Source organism: Variovorax sp. WDL1 (genome assembly GCF_001541225.1).
Taxonomy (GTDB): Bacteria; Pseudomonadota; Gammaproteobacteria; order Burkholderiales; family Burkholderiaceae_C; genus Variovorax.
In genome coordinates this window covers 1-22,315 of sequence record NZ_LMTS01000016.1, presented here as the reverse complement: position 1 = coordinate 22,315, position 22,315 = coordinate 1, and the positions used below count along the sequence as shown (strand labels likewise).

Here is a 22,315-nt window from a genome sequence, read left to right as displayed (position 1 = left end):
CCGATGTACTGCCGCACCCTCAAATACCGCGATGGCCTTGGCGGCTTCTCCATGCTCGTGGAGGAAAGGCCGGACGGCTCCCTGGAGCTTTGGGAGCTGGACGTGCCGGGCAACAGCCTGCGGCGGCGGGTCGTGATCGAGAAGGTGGCGGACAGCTTGGCGCGGGAGGGCAGGAAGCTGCACGTGGTGTGGGGTGCCGCGCGGGTGGAGCGGAAGCGGGCTGACGATTGGCCGCGGTGGTGAGGCCTCAAGACGCTGAGGCAGTGTTCTCGATCTACACGCGCGAGAAGGTGGCGCCTCGCCAGTGCCAGTGCCAGTGCCAGTGCGAGTGCGAGTGCCGAGGCTATGCCGCCTTCGCCTGCCAGCTGTCGATGACCGACATGAAAGCTTCCCTTATCCAGCGTTGAGCACTGTGGGCGTGAGTGCGTTCGTGCCACACCATCCCCACTGCGAATCCTTCGACCGGGAACGGGGGTTCGAGGAACTGGAGTTTGTCGGCACGGTCGCTCACCAGTCGCCTTGGAACCAGGGCGACGAAGTCCGACTGCGACACGACGTCGGGGACGAAGAGGAATGAGGCGGCGGACAGCACCACATGCCGCTTGTGCCCGAGTGCGGCCAACGCGGCGTCTACCGGCGTCTCGAAGTCGCCGCCGCGCAAGGACACGATCACGTGCTCCAGTTGCGCGAATTCTGCGACGGTGATCACATCCCTCAACCGTGGATGGCCACGCCGGCCGATGAGCACGTAGCGCTCATCGAACAAGTGTCGGGTGCGAAGGCTTGGCGGCGCGGCTCCCGGCGTCATGAGCGCCAGGTCGACATCGCCGCGCGCCATCTGCGACTCCAACAGCGCCACGTCCAGGTTGCGCAATGCCACGCGCACGCCAGGCGCCCTGGCCCTGAGGTGCAGGGCGAGTGGCTTGACCACCGCGGCCTGCAGGTAGTCCGTGCAGGCGATCGTGATGGTCAGCTTGGCCTTCGCAGGGTCGAAGTCCTGCAACGCAACGGTGGCGCGAACCTGGTCGAGGGCTTGACGCAGCGGTTCCAGCAGCTCGACGGCCCGGGTGGTCGGCGTCATCCCTCGCTGCGCGGGAACAAGCAGCGGGTCGGCGAACACGACCCTCAACCGGTTCAATTGCGCGCTGACCGCTGGCTGGCTCAGGTGCAGGCGGGCGGCGGCCTTCGTGACGTTCTGCTCGACCAGCAACGCCTCCAGCGTGACCAGCAAGTTGAGGTCGAGGCGCTTGCTATCCATGCGATGGATGGTAGCCGAACAGTTCTTCGATTTCACATATGGGGCGCGCCAACCGAGACTAGGTCACGTACCCACAACACTCGATGGAAAGTGACCATGAAGAAGAAGGTTCTGATCGTCCATGCCCACCCCGAGCCCACGTCGCTCACACGCCAGTTGGTCGATGCATCCGTCCAGACGCTCGAGGCACAAGGCCATGAAGTGCTGCAGTCGGACCTGTACGCGATGGGTTGGAAGGCCGCGTTCGACGAGGACGACTTCCCGAGCCGGCTGGACCTGCAGCGCTTGTCTTTCGTGGCGGAGTCCGGGCATGCCTATGCCTCTGGCCGCCAGACCGCCGACGTAGCCTCCGAGCAGCACAAAGTGCTTTCCGCCGACGCCGTCATCTTCCAGTTTCCGCTGTGGTGGTACGGCATGCCGGCCATCATGAAGGGCTGGGTGGACCGCGTGTGGGCCTACGGCCTTGCATACGGCTACAAGGACGGCGGCAACACCTACCGCTATGGCGATGGCGCCTTCAAGGGCAAGCGCGCCGTGCTGGCCGTGGCGGCCGGCGGTCCGGCGAGCGACTATTCGCCGCGGGGCATCAACGGGCCGATCGAGGAGCTGCTCTTCCCGATCACCCACGGCACGTTGTACTTTCCCGGCTTCGATGTGTTGCCCACGTATGCGGTTTACGGCACCGGGCGCATGACCGAGCAAGAAGTGGCGCAGGCGCTGCGTGCGTGGCGTTTGCGGCTCGACGGCCTCTTCGAGGACGCGCCCATTCCCTTCCGGCCGCAGAACGGCGGCGACTACCCCGACCGTCACGTGCTGGCCAGCCATGTCGCGCCCGGCCGGACCGGACTGCTGGCGCACATCGCCGACACGGAGATGGAACATGAGCCGGCCGAGATCGGAGCGTGACATGAGGACCATCGTGATATTGACCCGCCGCGCCGATGCGGACGCGGAACACCTGGCACGGCTGTCCAAGCCCGAGTTGCTGGCAGTGTGGCAGGGCATGGCGGAGGGAACGGTGCGCGCGGCGCATGGACTGCTGGAAGGTGCCGGCGCCGTGCTGGAGCTGGAAACGCGAACCCTCGAGGAAGCCAAGTACTACGTCACGTCGCTGCCGTATGTCGAAGAGGACTTGCTGGACGTGCAGTACTGCCCGCTCCAGCCGTTCCCGGCATTCCACGCCCTCGCCGCAGCCGCCGCTGCATGACGCTTCTTCCACGAACCATCAGGAGACCTCACCCATGTCCACACTCGTCATCATCGGCAGTGCCAAAGCCAAGCCCGGCAAGGCCGACGAATTCCGCGCCGTCCTCAGATCGTTGCTGTTGCCTACCCTGGCCGAAGAAGGCTGCCTGCGCTACGAGATGAATGAATCCGAGGACGGGCAGAGCTGGGTCTTCACCGAATTGTGGGAAAGCCGCGCGCTGTGGGACCGGCACATGGAGTCGCCGCAGCTCGCGCGGTACAAGGCCGTGGTCGAGGATCTGTCCGAATACTGGACGATCTTCCGCGGCCACATGGTGCGCCCGGGCCTCTGAGCGGAGCCAGCCATGCCCGCCACCAGCCTCTTTCACATCGCCATCAAGACCGGCAAGCCAGAAGCGACCAAGCGCTTTTACGAGCAGGTCTTCGCCATGTCCGAATCGCCTCGGCCGCTCTTCGAATTCCCCGGGTACTGGATGCAGCTGAACACACCCCACGGCGGCTCGATCTTCCACATCTACACCGGCCAGGCGGCTCTCGGCACCGACGGGCGCGTACCGACAGGCACTGGCGCCATCGACCACATCGCGTTGTCGGCTCACGGCTTTTCCGCGACACGCGAGCGTTGCCGAGCGCTGGGCATCCCCTACCGCGAGCGATCCGTGCCCGGCTTCCCGCTTTGGCAGCTGTTCTGCTACGACCCCAACGGCATCCAGTTCGAACTGAATTTCCACTCGGCCTACGAGGACCGGGCGGATGTGACAGTCGACCCCGACAACTGGGTCAAGGCGGGATCGGAGTGGTTCGACCCCGAGGCCTACCGGCAATTCGAGATGGCTTGAATCTTCAATATCACGACAGGAGACAAGAGAATGAATGCAAAGCAGAAGACATGGATCACCACGACGCGGGGGCTGGCGGTTGCCGCCGCGCTCGGCGCCACGGCTGCGTTCGCGCAGTCGGACAAGCCGCTGACCATCGGCGTCGTCGAGCTGTTCGCCAACCCGCACTTCGCCGAAGCACGCAAGGGCATCCAGGACTTCGCCGAGAAGCACAACACCAGGCTGATCATCCAGAACGCCGGCTTCGACGCGACCAAGGAAGCGCAGTACATCCAGACTTTCATCACGCGCAAGGTCGACGCGATCCTGGTGTCGGCGGTGTCCCCCACCGGTTCCCTGCCCGCCTTGCGCCAAGCCAAGGCGGCCGGCATCCCGGTGGTCTGCTACACGACCTGCATCGACCCGCCGCAGGACAAGGAACTGGTGAAGGCGTACGTCACCAGCGACAACAAGGGCATCGGCGTCACCACGGGCAAGGCGGCCGCGGCGTACATCAAGACCAAGCTGGGCGGTCAGGCCAAGGTGCTGATGTTGACCTGCGAGGCCTTCGACGTCTGCAAGCAGCGGCGCAAGGGGCTGAACGAGGAACTCGCCGGCCTGGACATCAAGATCCTCGCAGAGCAGGAGGGCTACGAGGTGGACAAGGCCCGGCCGATCGCGGAAGCGATGCTGTCGGCCCATCCGGATGCGAATGTCTTCATTGCCGAGAACCAGGATGCCGTGGTTGCTGCGGCGCAAGCGATCAAGGCCAAGGGCCTCGCGGGGAAGGTCGCGGTGTTCGGCATCGACATCGACGCCCACGTTGCGCAACTGATCGTTTCGCCTGACGGCATCGTGCACTGGACGACCGGGCAGGACCCGTACAAACTGGGCGCGCGCGGCATCGAGAATGCCATCCGGGCCGCCCGCAGGCAGCCGGTCGGCGACTTCGTCCAGTACAGTCCATCGCCGACATTCACCAAGGACAACCCGGCCGTGGCGCACAAGTATGTTGCCGACCGCCGGTAAGCCGCACGACAGGCAACTCCCGGCCGCGACCGACCAGGCGATCCAGGCAACAGCGCTGGTCAAGTCCTATCCCGGAGTCCAGGCTCTCAAGGGCGTGGACTTCGCAGTGGCGGCGGGCGAGGTGCGGGCGCTGCTCGGGAAGAACGGTGCGGGCAAGTCGACGTTGGTGAAGATCCTGTCCGGCGCAGAACGACCGGACGCCGGCGAGCTCGAGGTCGCCGGGCGCACGGTGGAGCTCTTGACGCCCGGTCGCGCAATGGCCCTCGGCGTTGCCACGGTGCACCAGGAGCTGAGCCTGGTGCCGGAACTGAGCGTCGCCGAGAACATCCTCCTGGGCCGCTGGCGCAGCCACCGGCGCGGATGGTTCATCGACCACAAGGCGCTGCATTGCGAGGCTGCGGCAGTGCTCGCCGAGTTCGGAGTGCAACTCGATCCCGCGGCGAAGGTGCGCAGTCTGTCCATCGCCGAGCAACAACTGGTGGAGATCGCGCGCGGCCTGTCGTTCAGGCCCAGGGTGCTGGTCCTGGACGAGCCGACCAGTTCGCTGCCGGCTTCGGAAGTCGAGATCCTGCTGGGAGCCATCCGCACGCTTTCGGCCCGGGGCGTCGCGGTCGTCTACGTCTCGCATCGCATGGACGAAATCCAGCGGATTGCGCACAGCGTCACCGTCCTGCGCGACGGCCGCCATGTCGATACCTTGCCGATCGCCAGTGCGTCCACGGCCGACATCGTGCGGCTCATGACCGGGGAGAACAACGCCACGGTGCAGCACCGGCGTGGACAGCGGCCGGCGGGCAATGTGGCGCTGAAGGTGAGCGGGCTGTCGACCTCCGGCAAGCTCAAGGGGCTCAGCTTCGAGGTCCGCGAGGGCGAGATCGTCGGCCTGGCAGGGCTGCTCGGCTCGGGCCGGACCGAACTGCTGCGTGCCGTCTATGGGCTCGACCCCGTCGCGGCAGGCCGGATCGAGATCTTCGGCAAGGAACCTTTGGACCGATCGCCGAGCGCCATGATCCGGCGAGGCGTCGGCCTGGCACCCGAGGACCGCAAGAAGGAAGGCTTGGTGCTGGACATGAGCATCTCGAAGAATCTGGTCCTGTCGTCAATGCACAAGGTCGTGCACCGTTCGATGTTGTCGCACCGCAGGCAGGCCCGGCTCTCGCAAGAGGCTGCGTCGCGCATGGGAGTCAAGCTGGCGAGCCTGTCGGATCCGGTTCGCACGTTATCGGGCGGCAACCAGCAGAAGGTCGTGCTCGGCAAGTGCTTTGCCGCCGACGTAAAGGTCTTCCTGCTGGACGAGCCGACCCGTGGCGTCGACATCGAAGCCAAGGGACACATCTACGAGCTTCTCGAACAACTGGCAGCGCAAGGTACCGCGGTGCTTGTCGCTTCCTCGGAAATGGAGGAGCTGATGCTGCTGTGCGACCGCTTGCTGCTGATGAAGGACGGCGAGATCGTCGGCGAGCGCCGTGTCGCCCACGCTGACCTGGCCGAGGTGATGGCCGTCGCCATGGGCGGCGCGCACTGATTCGGATGAATTCAAGAGAGACATGGAGACAATGAAATGACCACCGAAACCATGACCCCCGGCGAGGCGGTTCGCACCGCCGCCCCGGCGAAGCAGCTCGCGCGCCTTGACGCGGAGCTCAAGGGCCTGCTGGCGGCGCTGATCGCGCTGTGCATGCTGGCCGCGCTGTTCGCGCCCAACTTCGCGACCGCCGGCAACCTTCTCGACATCCTGCGGCAGGTCGCGTTCACCGGGATCATCGCCTACGGCATGACACTGGTCATCGTTGCCGGCGAGATCGATGTGAGCGTCGGATCAGCGATCGCGTTTTCATCGGCCTTGTTCGGAACGCTCGCAGGCCCATTCCAGTTGCCCTTGTGGAGCGCCGCGCTCGCGGTCGTCGCCCTTGGCGCGGCGATGGGCGCCGGCGCCGGCGCCATCCGGGCCTGGTTCAACATCCCTTCGTTCATCGTGACGCTGGCGATGTTCTCCGCGCTGCGCGGCGCGGCCATGCTGATGACCGACGCGATACCGATCCCCATTCTCGACGAGAGCTTCCAGGTATGGGGCAGCGGCGCGGTGCTGGGCGTCCCGGTGCCGGTGCTGCTCATGCTCGCAACCTTCGCGGTGTTCGCCGTCGTCGCTTCGCGCACCGCTTTCGGACGCTCGGTGTACGCCATCGGCGGAAATGCGGAGGCCGCGCACCTCTCGGGGATTCCGGTCAAACGCACGCGCACCCTGCTCTTCGCGCTCACCGGCGGATTGGCGGCAATCAGCGGCCTTCTGATGACGTCGCGCCTGGGCTCCGCCACGCCGAGCATTGGATATGGCGTGGAGTTCGCGGTCATTACCGCCGTGATCGTCGGCGGGGCCAGCCTGTCCGGCGGCAGGGGGTCGATGCTGGGAACCTTGCTGGGTGGTCTTTTCATCGTCGTCCTCAGCAATGCGATGGTCTTGCTGGGCGTGAATTCGTATGCCCAGGATGTCGCCAACGGCATCGTGGTGCTGCTGGCCGTCCTCGTCAGGACACGGGTTGCCCGATAGCGGGGCCCAGAGGGCAAGCCCAAGGGCGGGCGGGCGCACAGCCGGCCCTCCGGCGTGCGCGGTGCCGTCAGACCGCTGCAACCGCCCAGCCGGTCAGCTACGCAGAGCTCCTCGACAGCGGTTGCTTTTACGTGTGGGAAGTCGATGGCGCGCTTGCCGGCCTCTACAAGGCAACCCGCTATCCGGGCCGAGTGCGGCATGTCGCCTTGCTTGGAGCCCTGGCGGTTGACCCACGATGCCAGGGGCAAGGAGTGGGGCACACCATGCTCACCGATGCGATTGAGCGGCTCAAAGCCGACGGCGTCAGGCGCATCGAGCTCTACGCCGAGAGCGACAACGCGCAAGCACTGCGCTTCTATGGGAAGCTGGGCTTCGTACACGAAGGCACGCTGCGGCAGTTCTACAAGCGGGCCGATGAGCCACGCTATGTAGATGAGTACGTGCTGGGGCTGCTGGTCGCTTGAGCTCAGCGGGCAAGCCGTGCGGCGGAGGGCCGTGATCGAGAAGGTGGCGGATGGCTTGGCGCGGGAGGGCAGGAAGCTGCACGTGGTCTGGGGTGCTGCGCGGGTGGAGCGGAAGCGGGCTGATGATTGGCCGCGGTGGCGAGGGCTGCGGGCCTGCTAAGCCATGTGCCCACTGGCGCCCCTGGGTAGAGGCAACCGTATGAGCCGGCTCAAGCGATTCGGTTGATCACTTCGGGAGGGGAGATTCCGATGGCCTTGCAAACGGCGATGAACTCGACGACATCCAGCTGACGCTCTCCGTTCTCGTACTTCGAGACGAACGATTGAGGTCGCTTTAGCCGCTCTGCGACCTGCGTCTGCGTGAGCCCAGCTGCAGCACGAGCCTCGGCAAGCAGGCTGGAAAGCTTTTTGTATGTTGGATGAAGGCCGCGCGACACGCGGGCGAAATTACATCCTGATTTAGAATATCCCAACTTGGGATTTCCTGGACAGGCATTGCGTTACGGCAAAGACAAATGAAGAGCGCGACGCCCCTGGCGCTGTTGCGCCGCATTGCGCTCGAACGCTTGCCCTTGATCGTGACAGACGACGGCGATTTCAAGGCCATCAGCGATCTGGTACGGACCGGGCTCTTGGAAGCCACCATGCAGGTTGTGCTCGACCGGTGGGGCGGGGGTCCGCAAACCGGCATTGTGATTCGGGAGATCACCCGGCTGAGCAAGATGGCGCTTCAACACAAGGACCTGGGGCCTGTCGAGACCGGAACTGAAACGAAGGGCACATTGCCCGGACCGGAGCGGGCGCCCGGACCGCGATCGAACTTCCAGTTGAGACCGGTTGCTGCAGGTCATGCGCGGAGCGCGAAAGGCAAGGATAGGCCCGAAGCGGACCTACCTGGTGCTACGAAGCGGACCTTCGCAGCCGACATGGGAAAGGCGGCTTCAGGCCGCTGTTCATAGCCCGCATCACGCTGAGTTGCGTAGGGCTCAGGAGGGGCGGAAGGCCTGGCTTGTGCGCAACGGAAGGGGCCAAACCAAGTGTGCGGTCAACCTCTTGCCAGCAGCCCAACAAGCTCTGGATATACGAATGCATACCCGCAAAAAGCGTCCAGCGGGTGAGCTACAAGCTGCCTCTGGTGAATCTGCTTCTCACCGACTGCAGGTACGCGAGTTCGCGACCCGGTGCCGTCAAGGTTTCGGCCGTGTGGAGTCCGATGCGGGCTTTCACAAGGGCGAACAGGGGGTCAAGCAGTTGGGAGAACTCCAGCTTTGCCAGTCGCTCGACAGTAGCCAGAGGGAAAGTTAATAGTAGTTGTACGACCTCGGTGTTGTACTTCCATCTCTCCGTCTTCATGTACGCTGTGAAGTCTGACAGGCCGTCGGCGAGCTCTTCACCGATTACAGCAGGAGACTTGGACTCATCTGCGAGGCTACAGCGCATCCAACGCCGGAAAAGTTGAAGTTGCCGAGCAACCTTGTCCTGTGAACGGAACTCCACTATTTCTTGAAAACTTACGTCATCGCAAGGTACTGGAAAGTGTTTCAGCACCACGCGCACCACTGCAGACGCTCGGCCTCCTACTGTTCCCGGTATGGCGTTCGGACTCACGATAGGGGTGTATGTAGCAGTTTCGGTCGTGCGATGTAGCGCAAGGAGGCGTGCACGCGTCTGACTGACAAAGCTAACCAGGCGTTGATTTGCTTGATAGGGGCGCTGGAACCTCCACATATATGGCCGACTAAAGTCGTTGGACTCAGCTTGCCGGCACGCTTCACCAAGCCGCTCCCATTCCTCGCGGAAGGCTGGACACGGGGCGAGAAGTTCATCCGTTTTTCGAAGCAACGACTCCATGCTCTCGTCGTCGGTGCCGAGGAACAACTGCGCGCGCTGGAGGAAGTCGATGGCGGCCTCCGCTTCCTCAGACCGCGCAAGCGTCCGGCTATCGACGACCGGGCGAAGTGCTTCCTGAGGGATGGCCTCCCGATGCGGACGTGGCGCACGATAGGGACCCGGACGTTCTGCAAGCGCTCCAGTCGAGAGAAATCTGTCAAAGAACAGCAGGTCCTGAGCTGTAGGTACCTGGTCGACAGGAACGATGCCGATGTTTTCCATGCTGGCGCCTCCCTTGCCATCCTACCGCTACCACTGATTGTGAGGAAGCAAGGACGCCATGACTATCCTTCACGGTACAAGGGCCCGAAGGGAGCGTATTCTGCAGTTTAAGTCGTTGCGCCTTCAATGAGGGTACTTGGACCGTTCTGGCTAGTTGTACTCAGTATGAATGAGACGCTGCCTCGTCGGTCTGCCGCTTGGGGCCGATTGTGCAAACCCGGCGAGCGTCCGCTGTTGCGAAATTGTTCATTCAAGCGAACTTCCGCTCATGGCAGCCGAACCGAGACGTTCGGGGGCAGGCGGCTCCGTGAGCTTGAACCGTTCGCCCCATGAGCCGCAGCATACGACGTGAAGGATGCGGCCAGGGCGGTGATGAAGAGGCCCTGAGTTCACTTTGGCGCTTCCTAGTCCCGCTGTTCCACCCAGACTGGCGCGTGGTCGCTCGGCTTCTCGCGTCCGCGGTGTTTCGCATCGACGCCCGAAGCCAGAAGACGGCTCCCGAGGCCGGGACTGAGCAGAACGAAATCCATCCGGAATCCGGCGTTGCGGCGGAATGCGTGGTCGTTGACCCAGAACGTGTACAGGTCCCCACGCCCCTTCGGATTTTGGAAGCGTGCGCTATCGATCCAGCCTTGGGCGAGCAGCCGCTGGTACGCGTCTCTCGTTTCGGGCTGCAGCACGGCGTCGAACCGCCAGGAGCCTGCGTTGTAGATGTCCTCGTTGGTCGGGACCACATTAAAGTCCCCGCATAGAACGACGTCGCGTCCGACCAGCGTGTTCGCGTGCGCGTTGAAGCGCTCGAACCACCGCAGCTTGTAGTCGAAGTTGTTGCTCGGAACCGGATTCCCGTTGGGCAAGTAGACGGACGCCACCCGCATAGGGCCGACGGCAGCCTCGAGATATCTCGCTTGGCCATCGGCGTCGTCGTTGGGAAGTCCCCGTCGAACTTCGGCCGGCTCGGCGTTGCGAGACAGGATTGCGACGCCGTGGTGCCGCGGCTGGCCGTGCCAGATGACGTGGTAACCCGCGGCCTCCAGCGCTTCGTGGGGAAAGGTGGCGTCGCCCGTCTTGATTTCCTGCAGACAGGCGATGTCCGGCTCGGCGTCCTGAAGCCAGTCGAGCAGACGTGGCATTCGCCCCTTGATACCGTTGACGTTGAATGTCGCAACCTTCATGGCTTTCTTGGAAGAAGGCGCTCTTGGCTTCGGCAACGCGTCGGCCGCGCCGTTCGCCATTCTCCGGGATCCGGGATCCGGCTGAGGGCTAACTGTTGCGAGAACATGCGGACCAGACCTACTTGTCGGTACGCCCCTCCGGCACCCGAATGACCAACAAGGGGCCGATCATCCCCTGGGGTTGCATCTGCGCAGAAGCACCAGGGTGGTCCTACCCTCTCGACCCACCGCCAAGCCTGGCTGGCATGCCAACGCCGTCCGCGAGTCCCCTGATGCGAAGTGTCGACCCAGCGAACGCCAACCCTTGAGGCTGCGGCCACAGCCAGGCGCCTGACATGCAAACCGGCTGGCCTGTGCGACCTCCACGTTCACGAGGAGCTTTCCAGTCTCCATTCGCGGCGAAGGACTGACCGTGTCGACACGGTCTAAACAGCCCACTTAGTTCAACGTGACCACGACGTGGGTTTGCGGCCCGCCGCGCATGACGTAGTTGACCGGATACAGCACCTCGCCGGGATCGCATGCGACTGCAGAATTCAGCATGGGCGCGAGAGCTCCAGGCACCTTTTTCTTGAACGACCCGGCAGGCATGCATGCAGTGACGTTAACAACGCCGGAGTTCTTCTCGTTCCTGTCCTTGTAGAACCTCTCGTTGACTGGGAAGGTTTCCGGCCTGTACTGGCCGGCCGCCGTCTCCTTGACGAAGATCGACAGGTAAGACTCCCATTGATTTCCCACGTCGACGTCCATGCAGACCCCCGGCCTCATGGTGTACCAGCCTTGGAGCGTCACGTAACACCGCGATCCCTGAAGCTCGCATCTCGAACCCGAATCGTCCGAACTCTCATGGATTACAGCAAAGACGACGTCTGTCTGTCGTCCGTTGCAGAGCTTGTTCGTCCCCGTTGCGCCGGCGTTGAGCGCCACGGCAGAAAGCAGCAGAACGCCGAGCGCGAGATGCACGATTGATTTCATCTTTGCACATTACAGAATTTTCGCGAACGACGTTCGAGAAGTCCAGCTTGGCTACCCCCCGCCGAAGCTGTCCAAGCTTGGCCTTCAACCCAATGAGGCACCGGTCGATGAACGGCTCAATTCCGCGGCGTCACTACTGAGAACTTTTGGTTGCGAAGCGCGGTCGCCTCTCCCATACTTGGCGCTCCTTCCAACCCGGAGAAGAACGTGAACGTGAATGGGTCAATTGCAGCCATGCTTGGGTGCGGCATCGTCGCGGGGACGCTGATGACAGGTTCTGCGGTTGCCAAGGACAAGGACAAGAACGAGGAGCCGTTGAAAGTTGTCGATGCTGCCGGTCGTACCGTCGGGCGTCTTTACGGCAATGCCAAGGGTGACCATGTCGTCGTCCGCGTCGGCAATGCCCTCGGATCGCTCCGGGTCGTGGAGGAATCGCCCTACTTGATGCCGATGGAATCGACGAACTCGATTCTGTGGACCGGTCCGCGCTGCAGTGGTCAGGCGGTAATCCCTTCCGGCGGCGCGCTCCCGGGCATTGGCCTGCCCGGCATGCCGGCGATGGGCAGTTCCAAGGGGGAGGATCAGAGATTCACGGTCTACGTGCCGACGACCTCGACCGTGAATCGCATCACGATCCTGTCCCAGGGCGCGCCTGGACCGTCGTGCAACTACCAGATTCCACCGACCCCTGTCTACGGCGTGCCGGCCGAGGCGGCCTCGCTGGATTCCTACTTCGTGCTTCCGTTCCACATCGAATAGCGGCCGAACAAGGCGTCCGCCGGGCTGACGGAGCCCCCGGTGATCACGCTGCCTCACCGGCTGCAGGCTGCCTGCGCGTCTTCCACAGCGACACCAGCACACCGCCAGCGATCAAGCCGAAGGTCACGCTCAGCGAGATCACCGCCGGGATCTTGCCGATGATGCCCACCAGGAAGATCTTGCTGCCGATGAAGACCAGCACCAGGGCCAGGGCGTACTTGAGGTACTTGAAGCGATGGATCATCGCCGCCAGCGCAAAGTACAGCGCGCGCAGGCCCAGGATGGCGAAGATGTTGCTCGTGTAGACGATGAAGGGGTCGGCGGTGATCGCGAAGATCGCCGGCACCGAGTCGACCGCGAAGATCAGGTCGACGAACTCCACCAGCACCAGCGCCAGGAACAGCGGCGTCGCGAAGCGCGCCAGCTTGCCCGTGGCCGGGTCGGTCTCGCGCACCCAGAACGCGTTGCCGCGCAGCCCCCCGGTCACGTGCATGCGCCGCTTCAGGAACTTCAGCAGCGGGTTGTTCGCGATGTCCGGCACGTGGTCGGCAATGATCCACATCTTGATACCGGTGAAGATCAGGAACGCACCGAACAGGTAGAGCACCCAGCTGAACTGGCTGACCAGCGTGGCGCCCAGCGCGATCATGATCGCGCGCAGCACGATCACACCCAGGATGCCCCAGAACAGCACGCGGTGCTGGTACTGCCGCGGGATCGCGAGGAAGGTGAAGATCAGCGCGATGACGAAGACGTTGTCCATCGACAGCGACTTCTCGATCATGAAGCCGGTGTAGTAGTCCATGCCGCTCTGCGCGCCCAGGTACCACCACACCCAGGCGCCGAAGATCAGCGCCACGCTGATGTAGCCGGCCGACAGCAGCAGGCTCTCGCGCACGCCGATCTCGTGGTCGTCCTTGTGCAGCACGCCCAGGTCGAAGGCCAGCAGCGCGACGACGATGCCGACGAAGGCCAGCCAGACCCAGGCCGGCTTGCCCATGAAGTCGGAGGTGAGGAGGGGAAGCAGGAAGTCCATGGCGAAGATGGTTGGTTGATCGGGTGGCTGGAGTGTGGGGATGGCCCGCATTCGAACAAACCAGAGAGAAGCGCACCTAGACTTCGGTTTTCCCGCACTGGATCGATCATGCTGAACTACCGCCACCTCCACTACTTCTGGGTCGTCACGAAGGAAGGCGGCTTCGCCAGGGCTGCCGAGCGGCTGGACATGGCCGTGCAGACCATCAGCGCGCAGGTGCGCGAGCTGGAGAAGGCGCTAGGCCACCAACTGCTCAAACCTTCGGGGCGCGGTGTGGCCCTCACCGAAGCGGGCCAGGCCGCCTTCGCGCGCGCCGAGGAGATCTTCCAGCTCGGCCAGGTGATTCCCGACGAGGTGCGCGAAGCGGCCAGCGGCCAGGTCGCCCGCCTGGCGGTCGGGCTCTCCGACGGCATCTCGAAACTCGCCGCCCATGCGCTGTTGGAGCCGGTTCTGGGTACACCGCACCTCCGGCTGGTCTGCCACGAGGGCGAGTTCGAACAGCTCTTGAGCGAACTGGCCTTGCATCACCTCGACGTGGTGCTGGCGGGCCAGGCGGCGCCACGCAACCCCAATCTGCGCTTGTCCAGCGAGCGCCTGGTCGATGCCCCGGTCGAGTGGCACGGCCCGGCGCGCATGGTCGGCAAGACCGAGCGCGACCGATTCCCGCAAAGCCTGAACGACCTGCCCGTGCTGCTGCCCACGGGACACTCGGCGCTGCGCACGACGCTGGAGCACTGGTTCGAGACGCAGGGCCTGCGGCCCCGCATCGTCGGTGAGTTCGAGGACAGTGCGCTGCTGGCCGTCTTCGCCGCCCGCGGGCTGGGTGTGTTCCCGGTCAGCCGGCTCGGCGCGGACGACATCGGCCTGATGCGCGGGCTGCGTCTGCTGGGCAGCAGCAGCGGCGTGAAGGAAGAGATCCATGCCATCCGATCGCGCCGCGGCCAGCACCATCCGCTGGTGCAGCGGGTGATGGCCGCCGCAGCGGCCCGCACCGACGCCTGAACAGGCGCCGGACGGGCGTCTCGGCGATGTGCCAGGACGCCTTCCCGCGAACCACGGCTTCGACGAGTGGTACGGCATTCCGCGCACGACTGAAGAGCCAGTTCACCTCGACCGTGGGCTTCGATCCGAACGTGGTCGCTTCTGTGGTTGGCAAATCGCCCAAGAATCAAATGAAGTCACCGGTGCTGCGACCGCGATGCAATACAAGCCCTGCGGAATCGAGCGCGGCCATAAGGACCTGACCATGCGTCGAATCGGTGACGAAGAGAGTCGACCTTCCACTGCCGCCAAAGGCCAGATTCGTCGTCGAAGCGCCTGTCGGGCCACGAAACACGATCACGGGCTCGCCACGCGCATTGAGCACCCAGACATAGCCCAGCCCAGGGTTCGCAACCAGCAGGCGCCCTTGCACGTCGACGGCAAGGCCGTCCGGGCCGCTCGGACCGTACGACGTGAAGAACTGACTCACCTTCGCCACACTCCCGTCGGTCAGAAGCGGCACGCGCCACACACAGTTGCCGCGTGTTACGGCGAGGTAGAGCAGCTTGCCATCCGGTGACAATGCCACGCCGTTCGGGCTGGGTACGTTGGCGAGCAACAGGTCGAGTTGGCCATCCGGTCGCAACCGGTAAAGACGCCCGGTCGGGTCGTGCAACCCGGTCTGGCCTTGGTCAGTGAAGTAGATGTGCCCCTGCTCGTCGAGCACCAAGTCGTTGACGCCCTTGAAACGTTCGCTATTGCGCCGCTGCAGATGGGGTGTGACGGCGCCATCCCGCACGTCGATGCGCATCAGCCCGGCCTTGTAGTCGGTGACGAGCAGGGTGTGCGCATCCAGAAACTTCATTCCGTTGGGCTCGCCGTCGTACTCGGTCACCAGTGTCCATGCACCAGCGGGGTCGATGCGGAAGATGCGCCCAAAGGGAATATCGGCTACGTAAAGGTTTCCGGCGTCATCGAACACGGGTCCTTCGAGGAACGAGTCCGTGACCTGGCCGCCTCGGTTGGCGTCGGCCCACGCGCTTGTCTTGCGCCGCCGGAAGATCTCGGGCATTCGCGAGAACACCTCGAGCTCTTGAACTTGGGGAGCTTGCAGAAAGAACACCGTGGATCTCCGTCGCGGCTTCGATGCCGCCGCAGTTGTGAAGGCAGGCTTGACCGCATGGTGTCAGGCGTCGCCGAAGCCGTAGAGCCGTGCCGGGTTGTCGATGAGGATACGGTCCATCACCCCGTCGTCGCCACACCAGCCGCGCAGTACGTCGACCAGGTCTGCGTCGTCAACGGAGCCTGGCGCCTCGGTGGTGTGCGGCCAGTCGCTGCCCCACACCATGCGCTGCGGTGCGGCCTGCACCAATGCAGACCCGAGCGCCTGGGCGTCGCGATATGCGGGAGCGCCTTCGTGCGAGCGCATGTAGACACCGGAGAGCTTCACCCAGGTGTTGCCCCGGTCGAGCAGCCGGCGCAACGTGTGGAAGGCGACGCTGTCCGGACCTTCGGCTGGATCGATGCGGGCCATGTGGTCAATCACGAGTGGGGTTGGCAACGCCTCGAGCACGGGTGCGAGTTCAACCAGTTGTTCGGGGTGCACGAAGACCTGGATGTGCCAGCCGAGGTGGGCGACCCTGCGCGCAAGCGTCCTCAGCATCTTCGTCGTGGTGATGCCCCAGGATTGCGGCGTGACGAAGTTGACGCGCAGTCCACATACGCGTTGCGCGTCGAGTCGATCGAGTTCGGCGTCGTCCACCTCGGCGCCTACCACCGCAACACCACGCGCGTCCTCTCCAAGCTGCTCAAGTGCGTCGAGCATGCAGGCGTTGTCGGTGCCGTAGGTCGACGGGTTGACGACCACCGTTCGCGACGTCCCGAGCCGTTGCTGGAGCTGGCGGTAGGCGGCCACCTCGGCGCAGGGCGGCTGGCGCTTCCAGTGCGGCGACGGCGTGAACCGCGGGTCGAAGATGTGCATGTGGCTGTCGCACGCACCGGCGGGCAGCGTGCGCGACGGTCGTTCAAGACCAACCGAATGCGGGACGGGACGCGCTGGGGGCAGGACAGCCATCGGGAATTCAGTCGAGCTTGATGTTGCCCTTGCGGATCACCTCGGCCCACTTCGCGTCTTCCTTCTTCAGGAAAGTTGCGAACTCGGCTGGCGTGGACCCGACGGCTTGCACGCCGACGTCGGTGAAACGCTGCTTCACCTCGTCTTCCTTCAGCACGTCGACCAGGGCCTTGTGCAACTTCGCAGCAACGGGCTCGGGCGTGCCGGCCGGCAGCAGCAAACCATTCCACTCGAATGCCTCAAAGCCAGGCGCCACAGATTCGGCCACCGTCGGCACGTCGGGCAGGCGCTTCGAACGCTCTGGCGACGACACGGCGAGCGCGCGCAGCTTGCCCGATGAGACCAGCGGGTATGACGCCGCGATGGTGCTGAACATGAAGTCGACCTGCCCGCCCGTCACATCGACGATGGCAGGCCCCCCGCTCTTGTAGCCAACGTGCACCATGTCGAGGTCGAGCTTCTGGCGCAGCAGTTCTGCCGCCAGGCGTTGGACCGTTCCGCTGCCGCCGGAGGCGTAGTTCAGCTTGCCGGGTGTCACCTTGGCCTTGTCCACCAGGTCCTTCACATCCTTGATCGGCGACTCGGCCTTGACAATGATGATGTTCGGCGCCAGCGAGACGAGCGACAGCGGCTGCAGGGCGTTGCTCGCGAAGGGCATGCGCGGAAACAGGTGCGGATTGATCGAATAGGGCGTGGCGTCGTAGAGCATGGTGTAGCCATCGGCCGGCGCCTTGGCGGCATAGCTTGCGCCGATGGTGCCGCTCGCCCCAGGGCGGTTGTCGACAATCACGCTGGTGCCGAGCTTCGCGCCCATGCGCACCGCAAGCACGCGCGCCAGCGCATCCGCCGAGCCTCCGGGTGCGTAGGGCACGACCAGCGTGATGGGTCGGTCCGGGAACGCCGCCTGTGCGGAAGCGGCGACAAAGAGGCATGCAGCGAGCACGCGACGGATCGAGGTTTTCATCGGTGGGTTCTCTAAGAATGTCGGATGGGAATCTGGCGAACGGCGAGCGCTCATTCAGGTTTGAGGCCAAGCGCACGAGCCAGCTCACCGTAAGCCTTCACCTCGCGCGTCAGTTGCGCGCCGAAGGCTTCAGCGCAGGTACTCTGCGCTTCCATGCCCAAAAGCCTGAACTTCTCTGCCGTGGCAGGTGACTGGGCGAACTCGGTCGCAACTCGACGCAGCACCGCCAAGGTCGCTGCTGGCGTATTCGCGGGCGCGAGCAGGCCATACCACGCATCGGCGGAATACCCTTTCACGCCGGCCTCCTCGAAGGTCGGCACGTTCGGCAGCAGCGCCGAACGTTTGGGCGCGGCGACGGCCAGCGCGTTCAGCTTGCCTGCCTGCACCTGGGGCAGCACCGACCCCAGCGTGGCAAAGGAGCTGTCCACCTGCCCGCCGATCATGTCGGTCGTGGCTTGGGCCGCGCCCTTGTAGGGGATGTGATTCATCGAGGTTCCGGTCAGCCGAGTGAACTGCTCACTTGCAAAATGGCCGGAACTGCCGCTGCCCGGCGTGCCGTAGGTGCGCTTGCCGGGGGCGGCCTTGACCTCGCTCAGGAAGTCTCCGAGCGTCTTGACCGGCATCGATGGGCCGACGACCAGCACCGTGGGGCTGAGCGCCAGCGAGCACACCGGCGCAAAGGAGCGCACGGCGTCGAACTTCACCCGCTGGCTGTAAAGCGCAGGAATCATCGTGTGGTTGGTTGCACCGAGCAAGAGCGTGTAGCCGTCCGCTGGCGCGGAGGCCACTGCCTCGGCCGCCAGGATGGTATTGGCACCGGGCTTGTTCTCGACCACGAAAGACTGGCCCAACGTGCGAGAGGCATGGTCGGCGAACGCACGCGCGACGACATCGGTCGGCCCACCCGCGGAGAAGCCGACGAGGATGCGCACGGGCTTGGCTGGCCAGGTCGACTGCGCCTGGGCGGGCAGCGTAGCGAACAGGCCCATCGTAGCCGTCAGCGATGCGATGGCGAGGTATCGTTTCATGGATTTCTCCTTCTTGTCCGGCATCACTGGGCCATCAGGTCGTGGCTGGCTGGCGCGTCAGCACCTGCAACAGATTCTTGGCGGCGCCGACGCCCATGTTCACGTAGGCATCGCTGGTCACGCCGCCGATGTGGGGACTCAGCACGAAGTTCTTTTCGCCCTGGAACGGATGGCCGACAGTCATCGGCTCTACCGCGAAGCTGTCGAGACCGGCCATTGCAACCTGACCCGAACGTATTGCGCTCAGCAGCGCGGCCTCGTCGATCAACCCGCCTCGCGCCGTGTTGACCAGGATGACGCCGCGCTTGCACTGGGCCAGCGTAGTGGCATCGAGCAGGCCGCGGTTGTCTTCTGTCAGGGGGCAGTGCAGCGAGATCGCATCGGACTCGCGCCAGATCGTCGGCAAGTCGACGCACTCCACGTACGGTGGCAAGTTGCTCGCAAATGGGTCGAACCCGATCACTCGCATGCCAAGGGCATCGGCCATGCGCGCAAAGCGCAGTCCGATCGCGCCCAAGCCCACCAGACCGATGGTGCGGCCACCGAGCTCGAGGCTCTTGTGCGTGGCTTTGTCCCAATGGCCGGCGTGCATGCGCGCATCCAGCGCCACCACCGACTTGGCGCATGCCAGCAAGAGGGCCAGTGCCTGCTCGGCCACGGCCGCGGCATTGGCACCGGCTGCCGAGACCACCTCGATGCCGCGGGCCTGCGCCGCCACCTTGTCGATGGTATCGGTGCCGCTGCCGTGCTTGGAGATCACGCGCAGCGACGGCGCTGCGTCCATCACGACGCTGCCGACCTTGCCGTAGCGCACGATGATGGCCACCGGATCATGCGCACGGCAAAGTGCCACCAGGTCTTCTTCGGTCGGTGTCTTGCCGGCGTAGATGACATCGTGACCCACGAGCAGCGCGAGCGCCTGCGGCGCGAGGTCAGCACCCGTGACGAGGATTGTGCTCACAGCGTCTCCCCTTCCTTGAGCACACCGGCGGTCCGCAGAGCAGCGTTCAGCCATTTCGCAGCGGTGTCGCCAGTCTTGATGGCGGAGATGCGCGCGGCTTCATCCTTCATCTTTTGGGCCGCGAGCGGCAGCAGCCCTTCGATCTTCTCGCGCTCGACCACCACGACGCCATCGCCATCGGCGATCACGAAATCGCCGGCGTGCACGGTCACACCGCCAATGGACACCGGATGGCCGATGCGGCCGCCGATGTTCTTGGTAGGACCGTTCGGGTTGGTGCCGACACTGAACACCGGGTAGTCCATCTCGTCGATCTCGATGCTGTCGCGACAGGCGCCATCCATCACCACGCCGGCAATGCCCAGTTGCTTGCAGGCCGTCATCATGATTGTGCCCATCAGCGCCGAGGTCTGGTCACCCTTTCCGTCGATGACGAGAACGTCGCCTGGCTTGGCCATGGCAATGGCGGCGTGAATCATCAGGTTGTCACCCGGCCGAACTTCGACGGTCAAGGCGGTGCCGGCGAGCTTCATGCGCGGACGCAGTGCCTTGATGCGGCCGTCCACGGCGCCGCGGCGGCCGGCCACATCGGCCAGGATGGCCGGCTGCAATTCAGCGGCCTGCGCGACGATGTGCGCAGGCACGCGTTCAAAGTCGCGAATGATGTCGGGAAGATTGGAAGGCATGGGATTCTTTCGGATGCAAGAGGAGGAATGGAAGCGAGTCAATCGGCCTTGACGTCGGCGTCCTTGATGACCTTGGCCCACTTGGCGAGGTCTGCTTTCTGGGTTTCTGCCAGTTGGTGTGGCGTGCTGCCCACCAGCGTGACGCCGAGCTTGTCCGCCATGGCGACGACCTCCGCGTCCTTGAGGATGCGCACGATTTCCTGGTTCAGCCGCTGTACCACGGCCGAAGGCGTGCCGGCCGGCGCGTATGCTGCCTGCCACTGCTCCACCACGAAATCCTTGAAGCCGGCCTGACCCATCGTGGGCACCTCGGGCATGGATTTCAGCCGGGCCGCAGACGTCACGGCCAGCGCGCGCAGCCGGCCGCTCTGGATGTGCGGCAGCGCCGCAGCCACCGGTGCAAACATGAAGGTCGCGTGGCCGGCCAGCACGTCCTGGATGGCCGGGGTATCGCCCTTGTAGGGCACATGGGTCATTCGGGCGCCGGTTTGCAAGCGCAGCAGTTCGCCCTGCATCTGGAGGATCGTGCCGTTGCCGCCGGACGCGAAGGAAACCGCTTCCGGATGGGCCTTCGCCTCCGCGGTGAGTTCGGCCACCGTGCGAAAGGGCTGGGCCGCACCGACGATGAGGACATGGGGGATCGTGCCGATCAGAGCGACTGGCTCGAATGCTTTGACCGGGTCGTACGGCATCTTCGGCATGAGGCTCGGCACGATGGCCTGAGGGCCAATCGATGTGCCTAGCAAGGTGTAGCCGTCCGGTGCCGCCTTGGCGACGAAGGCAGAGCCGATCGTGCCGGTGGCACCAGGCTTGTTGTCGACGATCACCGTGGCGCCGAGCAAGTTGCTCAACCGCAGCGCAATGGCGCGGCCCAGAATGTCGGTGGTGCCACCCGGGGGATAGGGCACGACCCAGGTAATGGGTTTTCCGGTCGGCCAGGTCGTCTGCGCCGTGGAGGGCATGGCTGCAAGCCCAAGAAGTGAAAGGGATATCGTCAGGGCGGTGCGCCGGTCAAGCTTGGTCATGGCTGTCCTTGTTCAAGAATCAGGTTTGGTAGTCGTAGAGCGCGGCGGGGTTGTCGACCAGCACGCGCCGCAGGGCAGTGGCATGGCCAGCCCATTGCGCGAGCAGGTCCATTTGCTGCGCGTCGTCGGGCAAGGGCTGGTGACCCGCAGTGGCAGACGGATGGGGCCAGTCACTTCCCCACACCACGCGTTCGGGCGCGGCCAGCAGGTAGCCCCGTGCCAGCAGCGCGATGTCGTTGTAGGCCGGCGGGCCTTCCTCGCTCACGATGTAGCCGCCCGACAACTTCACCCAGGCGCGACCTGAGTCGATCAGGCGAAGAATCAATCGGTGGGCTGCATGTCGTTGCGCCAGCGATGGCGCGATGCGGCCCATGTGGTCGAAGACCAGAGGAATCGGGAGATGCAGCAGGAGAGGCTCGAGGGCAGCGAGCGTGTCCGGAGCGGCCAGCAATTGCAGATGCCATCCGTAGGGCGCGATACGCGCGGCCAACACATCGATCTGCTGCGCCGAGTTGGTGACACCCAGCGAGAGATTGAGGCGGATGCCACGTACGCCTGTGGCATGCAAGGCTTCAAGTTCGGCATCGCCTGTCTGCTCGTCGATAACGGCGACCCCTCTTGCGCCTTCGCCGTAGGCAATGAGCGCCTCGCACATTGGCCGGTTCTCGGTGCCATAGGTCGATGGCGTGACGAACACCACGCGGTCGGTCCCGGTTCGCTGCTGCAGCTGCCGGTAGTCGTCGACACTCGCATCAGGCGGCAGGAGGCGCGCACCTGGCGCGGGTGCAAAGCGGCCGTCGTACACATGCACATGGCAATCGCAGGCGCCCGCCGGCACCTCGACGTTCGTGCGGCCCTCCCCCGCAGAGAAAGGCGCAACCGCCTTCTCGTTGTACGACGACGTCTGCATCGCGCGCTCGATTCGCTGCTGAATGCGTCAATCGACCTTTGCGCCGGACTCTTTGACGATCCGGCCCCAGCGGCCGATGTCATCGCGGATCAGCTTGGCGAACTGCTCAGGAGTACCACCGAGCGTCTCCGCGCCCTGGCTGGCCAGCTTCTTCTTGACTTCCGGATCCTGTAGCGCCTTGTTGAACGCGCCGTTCAGCTTGGCGACCACGTCCTTCGGCAAGCCAGCCGGCCCGGCAACGCCGAACCAGGTGACCGCTTCAAAACCGGCTCTGTTGAATTTCAAGTGGGTTGCCCAGCATGAGGG

At 64.4% G+C, this 22,315-nt stretch carries 27 protein-coding genes; 12 read left to right on the top strand and 15 right to left on the bottom strand.

The features are described 5' to 3' along the window. Nucleotides 1-3 precede the first annotated feature (3 nt). Nucleotides 4-243: a hypothetical protein gene (locus tag APY03_RS01730; RefSeq protein WP_068673335.1), complete on the top strand. Its 240-nt coding sequence runs from the start codon at nt 4-6 to the stop codon at nt 241-243. A 100-nt stretch (nt 244-343) separates the two neighbouring features. On the opposite strand, the gene APY03_RS01725 is transcribed toward APY03_RS01730, so the two are convergent. Continuing rightward, a complete protein-coding gene (locus APY03_RS01725; protein WP_068673333.1) occupies nt 344-1,258 on the bottom strand; it encodes a LysR family transcriptional regulator in 915 nt (304 codons plus the stop codon). A gap of 96 nt (nt 1,259-1,354) precedes the next feature. Between APY03_RS01725 and APY03_RS01720 the strand changes: the two genes are divergently transcribed. Genes APY03_RS01720 through APY03_RS39950 form a run of 8 tightly spaced genes read left to right on the top strand, consistent with a single transcriptional unit; the run spans nt 1,355 to nt 7,323 of the window. Further along, entirely contained in the window at nt 1,355-2,164 is an 810-nt protein-coding gene (locus tag APY03_RS01720) for an NAD(P)H-dependent oxidoreductase (protein WP_068673331.1), read from the top strand. Nucleotide 2,165: 1 nt separating this feature from the next. Then, nucleotides 2,166-2,465, top strand: coding sequence for a hypothetical protein (locus APY03_RS01715; RefSeq protein WP_197913171.1), 300 nt, complete (start codon nt 2,166-2,168; stop codon nt 2,463-2,465). 34 nt (nt 2,466-2,499) lie between these two features. After that, complete coding sequence (locus APY03_RS01710; RefSeq protein WP_068673327.1) at nt 2,500-2,796, top strand: putative quinol monooxygenase; 297 nt, start codon at nt 2,500-2,502, stop codon at nt 2,794-2,796. 12 nt (nt 2,797-2,808) lie between these two features. Continuing rightward, on the top strand, nt 2,809-3,303 hold the full coding sequence (locus APY03_RS01705; protein ID WP_068673325.1) for a VOC family protein: 495 nt from the start codon (nt 2,809-2,811) through the stop codon (nt 3,301-3,303). Between the two features lie 30 nt (nt 3,304-3,333). Continuing rightward, on the top strand, nt 3,334-4,311 hold the full coding sequence (locus tag APY03_RS01700) for a sugar ABC transporter substrate-binding protein (RefSeq protein WP_068673324.1): 978 nt from the start codon (nt 3,334-3,336) through the stop codon (nt 4,309-4,311). Further along, nucleotides 4,292-5,836, top strand: coding sequence for a sugar ABC transporter ATP-binding protein (locus APY03_RS01695; RefSeq protein ID WP_068673322.1), 1,545 nt, complete (start codon nt 4,292-4,294; stop codon nt 5,834-5,836). The genes APY03_RS01700 and APY03_RS01695 overlap by 20 nt, the downstream gene beginning before the upstream one ends. 36 nt (nt 5,837-5,872) lie before the next feature. Beyond that, nucleotides 5,873-6,859, top strand: coding sequence for an ABC transporter permease (locus tag APY03_RS01690; protein WP_068673319.1), 987 nt, complete (start codon nt 5,873-5,875; stop codon nt 6,857-6,859). Next, nucleotides 6,856-7,323 carry a GNAT family N-acetyltransferase gene (locus APY03_RS39950; RefSeq protein WP_083944102.1) on the top strand — a complete coding sequence of 156 codons (468 nt, stop codon included), beginning with the start codon at nt 6,856-6,858 and terminating at the stop codon, nt 7,321-7,323. The genes APY03_RS01690 and APY03_RS39950 overlap by 4 nt, the downstream gene beginning before the upstream one ends. Before the next feature lie 209 nt (nt 7,324-7,532). Here APY03_RS39950 and APY03_RS39940 read toward each other — a convergent pair whose 3' ends face one another. Beyond that, the gene (locus APY03_RS39940; protein ID WP_232081249.1) at nt 7,533-7,796 is read right to left on the bottom strand and encodes a helix-turn-helix domain-containing protein; all 264 of its coding nucleotides are present in this window, start codon (nt 7,794-7,796) and stop codon (nt 7,533-7,535) included. Between the two features lie 42 nt (nt 7,797-7,838). Between APY03_RS39940 and APY03_RS01680 the strand changes: the two genes are divergently transcribed. Further along, nucleotides 7,839-8,282, top strand: coding sequence for a hypothetical protein (locus APY03_RS01680; RefSeq protein ID WP_068673316.1), 444 nt, complete (start codon nt 7,839-7,841; stop codon nt 8,280-8,282). Nucleotides 8,283-8,442: 160 nt separating this feature from the next. On the opposite strand, the gene APY03_RS41125 is transcribed toward APY03_RS01680, so the two are convergent. The 3 genes from APY03_RS41125 to APY03_RS01660 form a co-directional block, all read right to left on the bottom strand. Then, nucleotides 8,443-9,435 carry a hypothetical protein gene (locus APY03_RS41125; RefSeq protein ID WP_102906252.1) on the bottom strand — a complete coding sequence of 331 codons (993 nt, stop codon included), beginning with the start codon at nt 9,433-9,435 and terminating at the stop codon, nt 8,443-8,445. Between the two features lie 404 nt (nt 9,436-9,839). Then, a complete protein-coding gene (xth, locus tag APY03_RS01665; RefSeq protein WP_232081248.1) occupies nt 9,840-10,670 on the bottom strand; it encodes an exodeoxyribonuclease III in 831 nt (276 codons plus the stop codon). Between the two features lie 378 nt (nt 10,671-11,048). After that, entirely contained in the window at nt 11,049-11,585 is a 537-nt protein-coding gene (locus tag APY03_RS01660) for a hypothetical protein (protein WP_068673312.1), read from the bottom strand. A 207-nt stretch (nt 11,586-11,792) separates the two neighbouring features. Here APY03_RS01660 and APY03_RS01655 point away from each other — a divergent pair, with 207 nt between their 5' ends. Beyond that, nucleotides 11,793-12,344 (top strand): hypothetical protein, encoded by a 552-nt coding sequence (locus APY03_RS01655; RefSeq protein WP_146039668.1) that lies wholly within the window; start codon nt 11,793-11,795, stop codon nt 12,342-12,344. 43 nt (nt 12,345-12,387) lie between these two features. Here APY03_RS01655 and APY03_RS01650 read toward each other — a convergent pair whose 3' ends face one another. Further along, nucleotides 12,388-13,380, bottom strand: coding sequence for a TerC family protein (locus tag APY03_RS01650; protein WP_068673308.1), 993 nt, complete (start codon nt 13,378-13,380; stop codon nt 12,388-12,390). A gap of 108 nt (nt 13,381-13,488) precedes the next feature. Here APY03_RS01650 and APY03_RS01645 point away from each other — a divergent pair, with 108 nt between their 5' ends. Next, nucleotides 13,489-14,382 carry a LysR family transcriptional regulator gene (locus APY03_RS01645; RefSeq protein WP_068673305.1) on the top strand — a complete coding sequence of 298 codons (894 nt, stop codon included), beginning with the start codon at nt 13,489-13,491 and terminating at the stop codon, nt 14,380-14,382. 166 nt (nt 14,383-14,548) lie between these two features. On the opposite strand, the gene APY03_RS01640 is transcribed toward APY03_RS01645, so the two are convergent. From APY03_RS01640 to APY03_RS01600, 9 genes are all read right to left on the bottom strand, one after another. Then, the gene (locus APY03_RS01640) at nt 14,549-15,484 is read right to left on the bottom strand and encodes an SMP-30/gluconolactonase/LRE family protein (protein WP_068673304.1); all 936 of its coding nucleotides are present in this window, start codon (nt 15,482-15,484) and stop codon (nt 14,549-14,551) included. A gap of 63 nt (nt 15,485-15,547) precedes the next feature. Next, on the bottom strand, nt 15,548-16,435 hold the full coding sequence (locus tag APY03_RS01635; protein ID WP_068673302.1) for an amidohydrolase family protein: 888 nt from the start codon (nt 16,433-16,435) through the stop codon (nt 15,548-15,550). 7 nt (nt 16,436-16,442) lie between these two features. Further along, nucleotides 16,443-17,399, bottom strand: a complete 957-nt coding sequence (locus APY03_RS01630) for a Bug family tripartite tricarboxylate transporter substrate binding protein (RefSeq protein WP_068673300.1) — start codon at nt 17,397-17,399, stop codon at nt 16,443-16,445. A gap of 50 nt (nt 17,400-17,449) precedes the next feature. Continuing rightward, nucleotides 17,450-18,427 (bottom strand): Bug family tripartite tricarboxylate transporter substrate binding protein, encoded by a 978-nt coding sequence (locus APY03_RS01625; protein WP_102906254.1) that lies wholly within the window; start codon nt 18,425-18,427, stop codon nt 17,450-17,452. Nucleotides 18,428-18,461: 34 nt separating this feature from the next. Further along, the gene (locus APY03_RS01620; RefSeq protein WP_068673296.1) at nt 18,462-19,388 is read right to left on the bottom strand and encodes an NAD(P)-dependent oxidoreductase; all 927 of its coding nucleotides are present in this window, start codon (nt 19,386-19,388) and stop codon (nt 18,462-18,464) included. Next, entirely contained in the window at nt 19,385-20,074 is a 690-nt protein-coding gene (locus APY03_RS01615; RefSeq protein ID WP_068673294.1) for an RraA family protein, read from the bottom strand. The genes APY03_RS01620 and APY03_RS01615 overlap by 4 nt, the downstream gene beginning before the upstream one ends. 38 nt (nt 20,075-20,112) lie before the next feature. After that, complete coding sequence (locus APY03_RS01610; RefSeq protein ID WP_068673292.1) at nt 20,113-21,099, bottom strand: Bug family tripartite tricarboxylate transporter substrate binding protein; 987 nt, start codon at nt 21,097-21,099, stop codon at nt 20,113-20,115. Between the two features lie 19 nt (nt 21,100-21,118). Continuing rightward, nucleotides 21,119-22,009, bottom strand: a complete 891-nt coding sequence (locus tag APY03_RS01605) for an amidohydrolase family protein (protein WP_068673290.1) — start codon at nt 22,007-22,009, stop codon at nt 21,119-21,121. Between the two features lie 27 nt (nt 22,010-22,036). Next, nucleotides 22,037-22,315: Bug family tripartite tricarboxylate transporter substrate binding protein (locus tag APY03_RS01600; RefSeq protein ID WP_269747356.1), on the bottom strand; the 279-nt coding region annotated here is incomplete at its 5' end.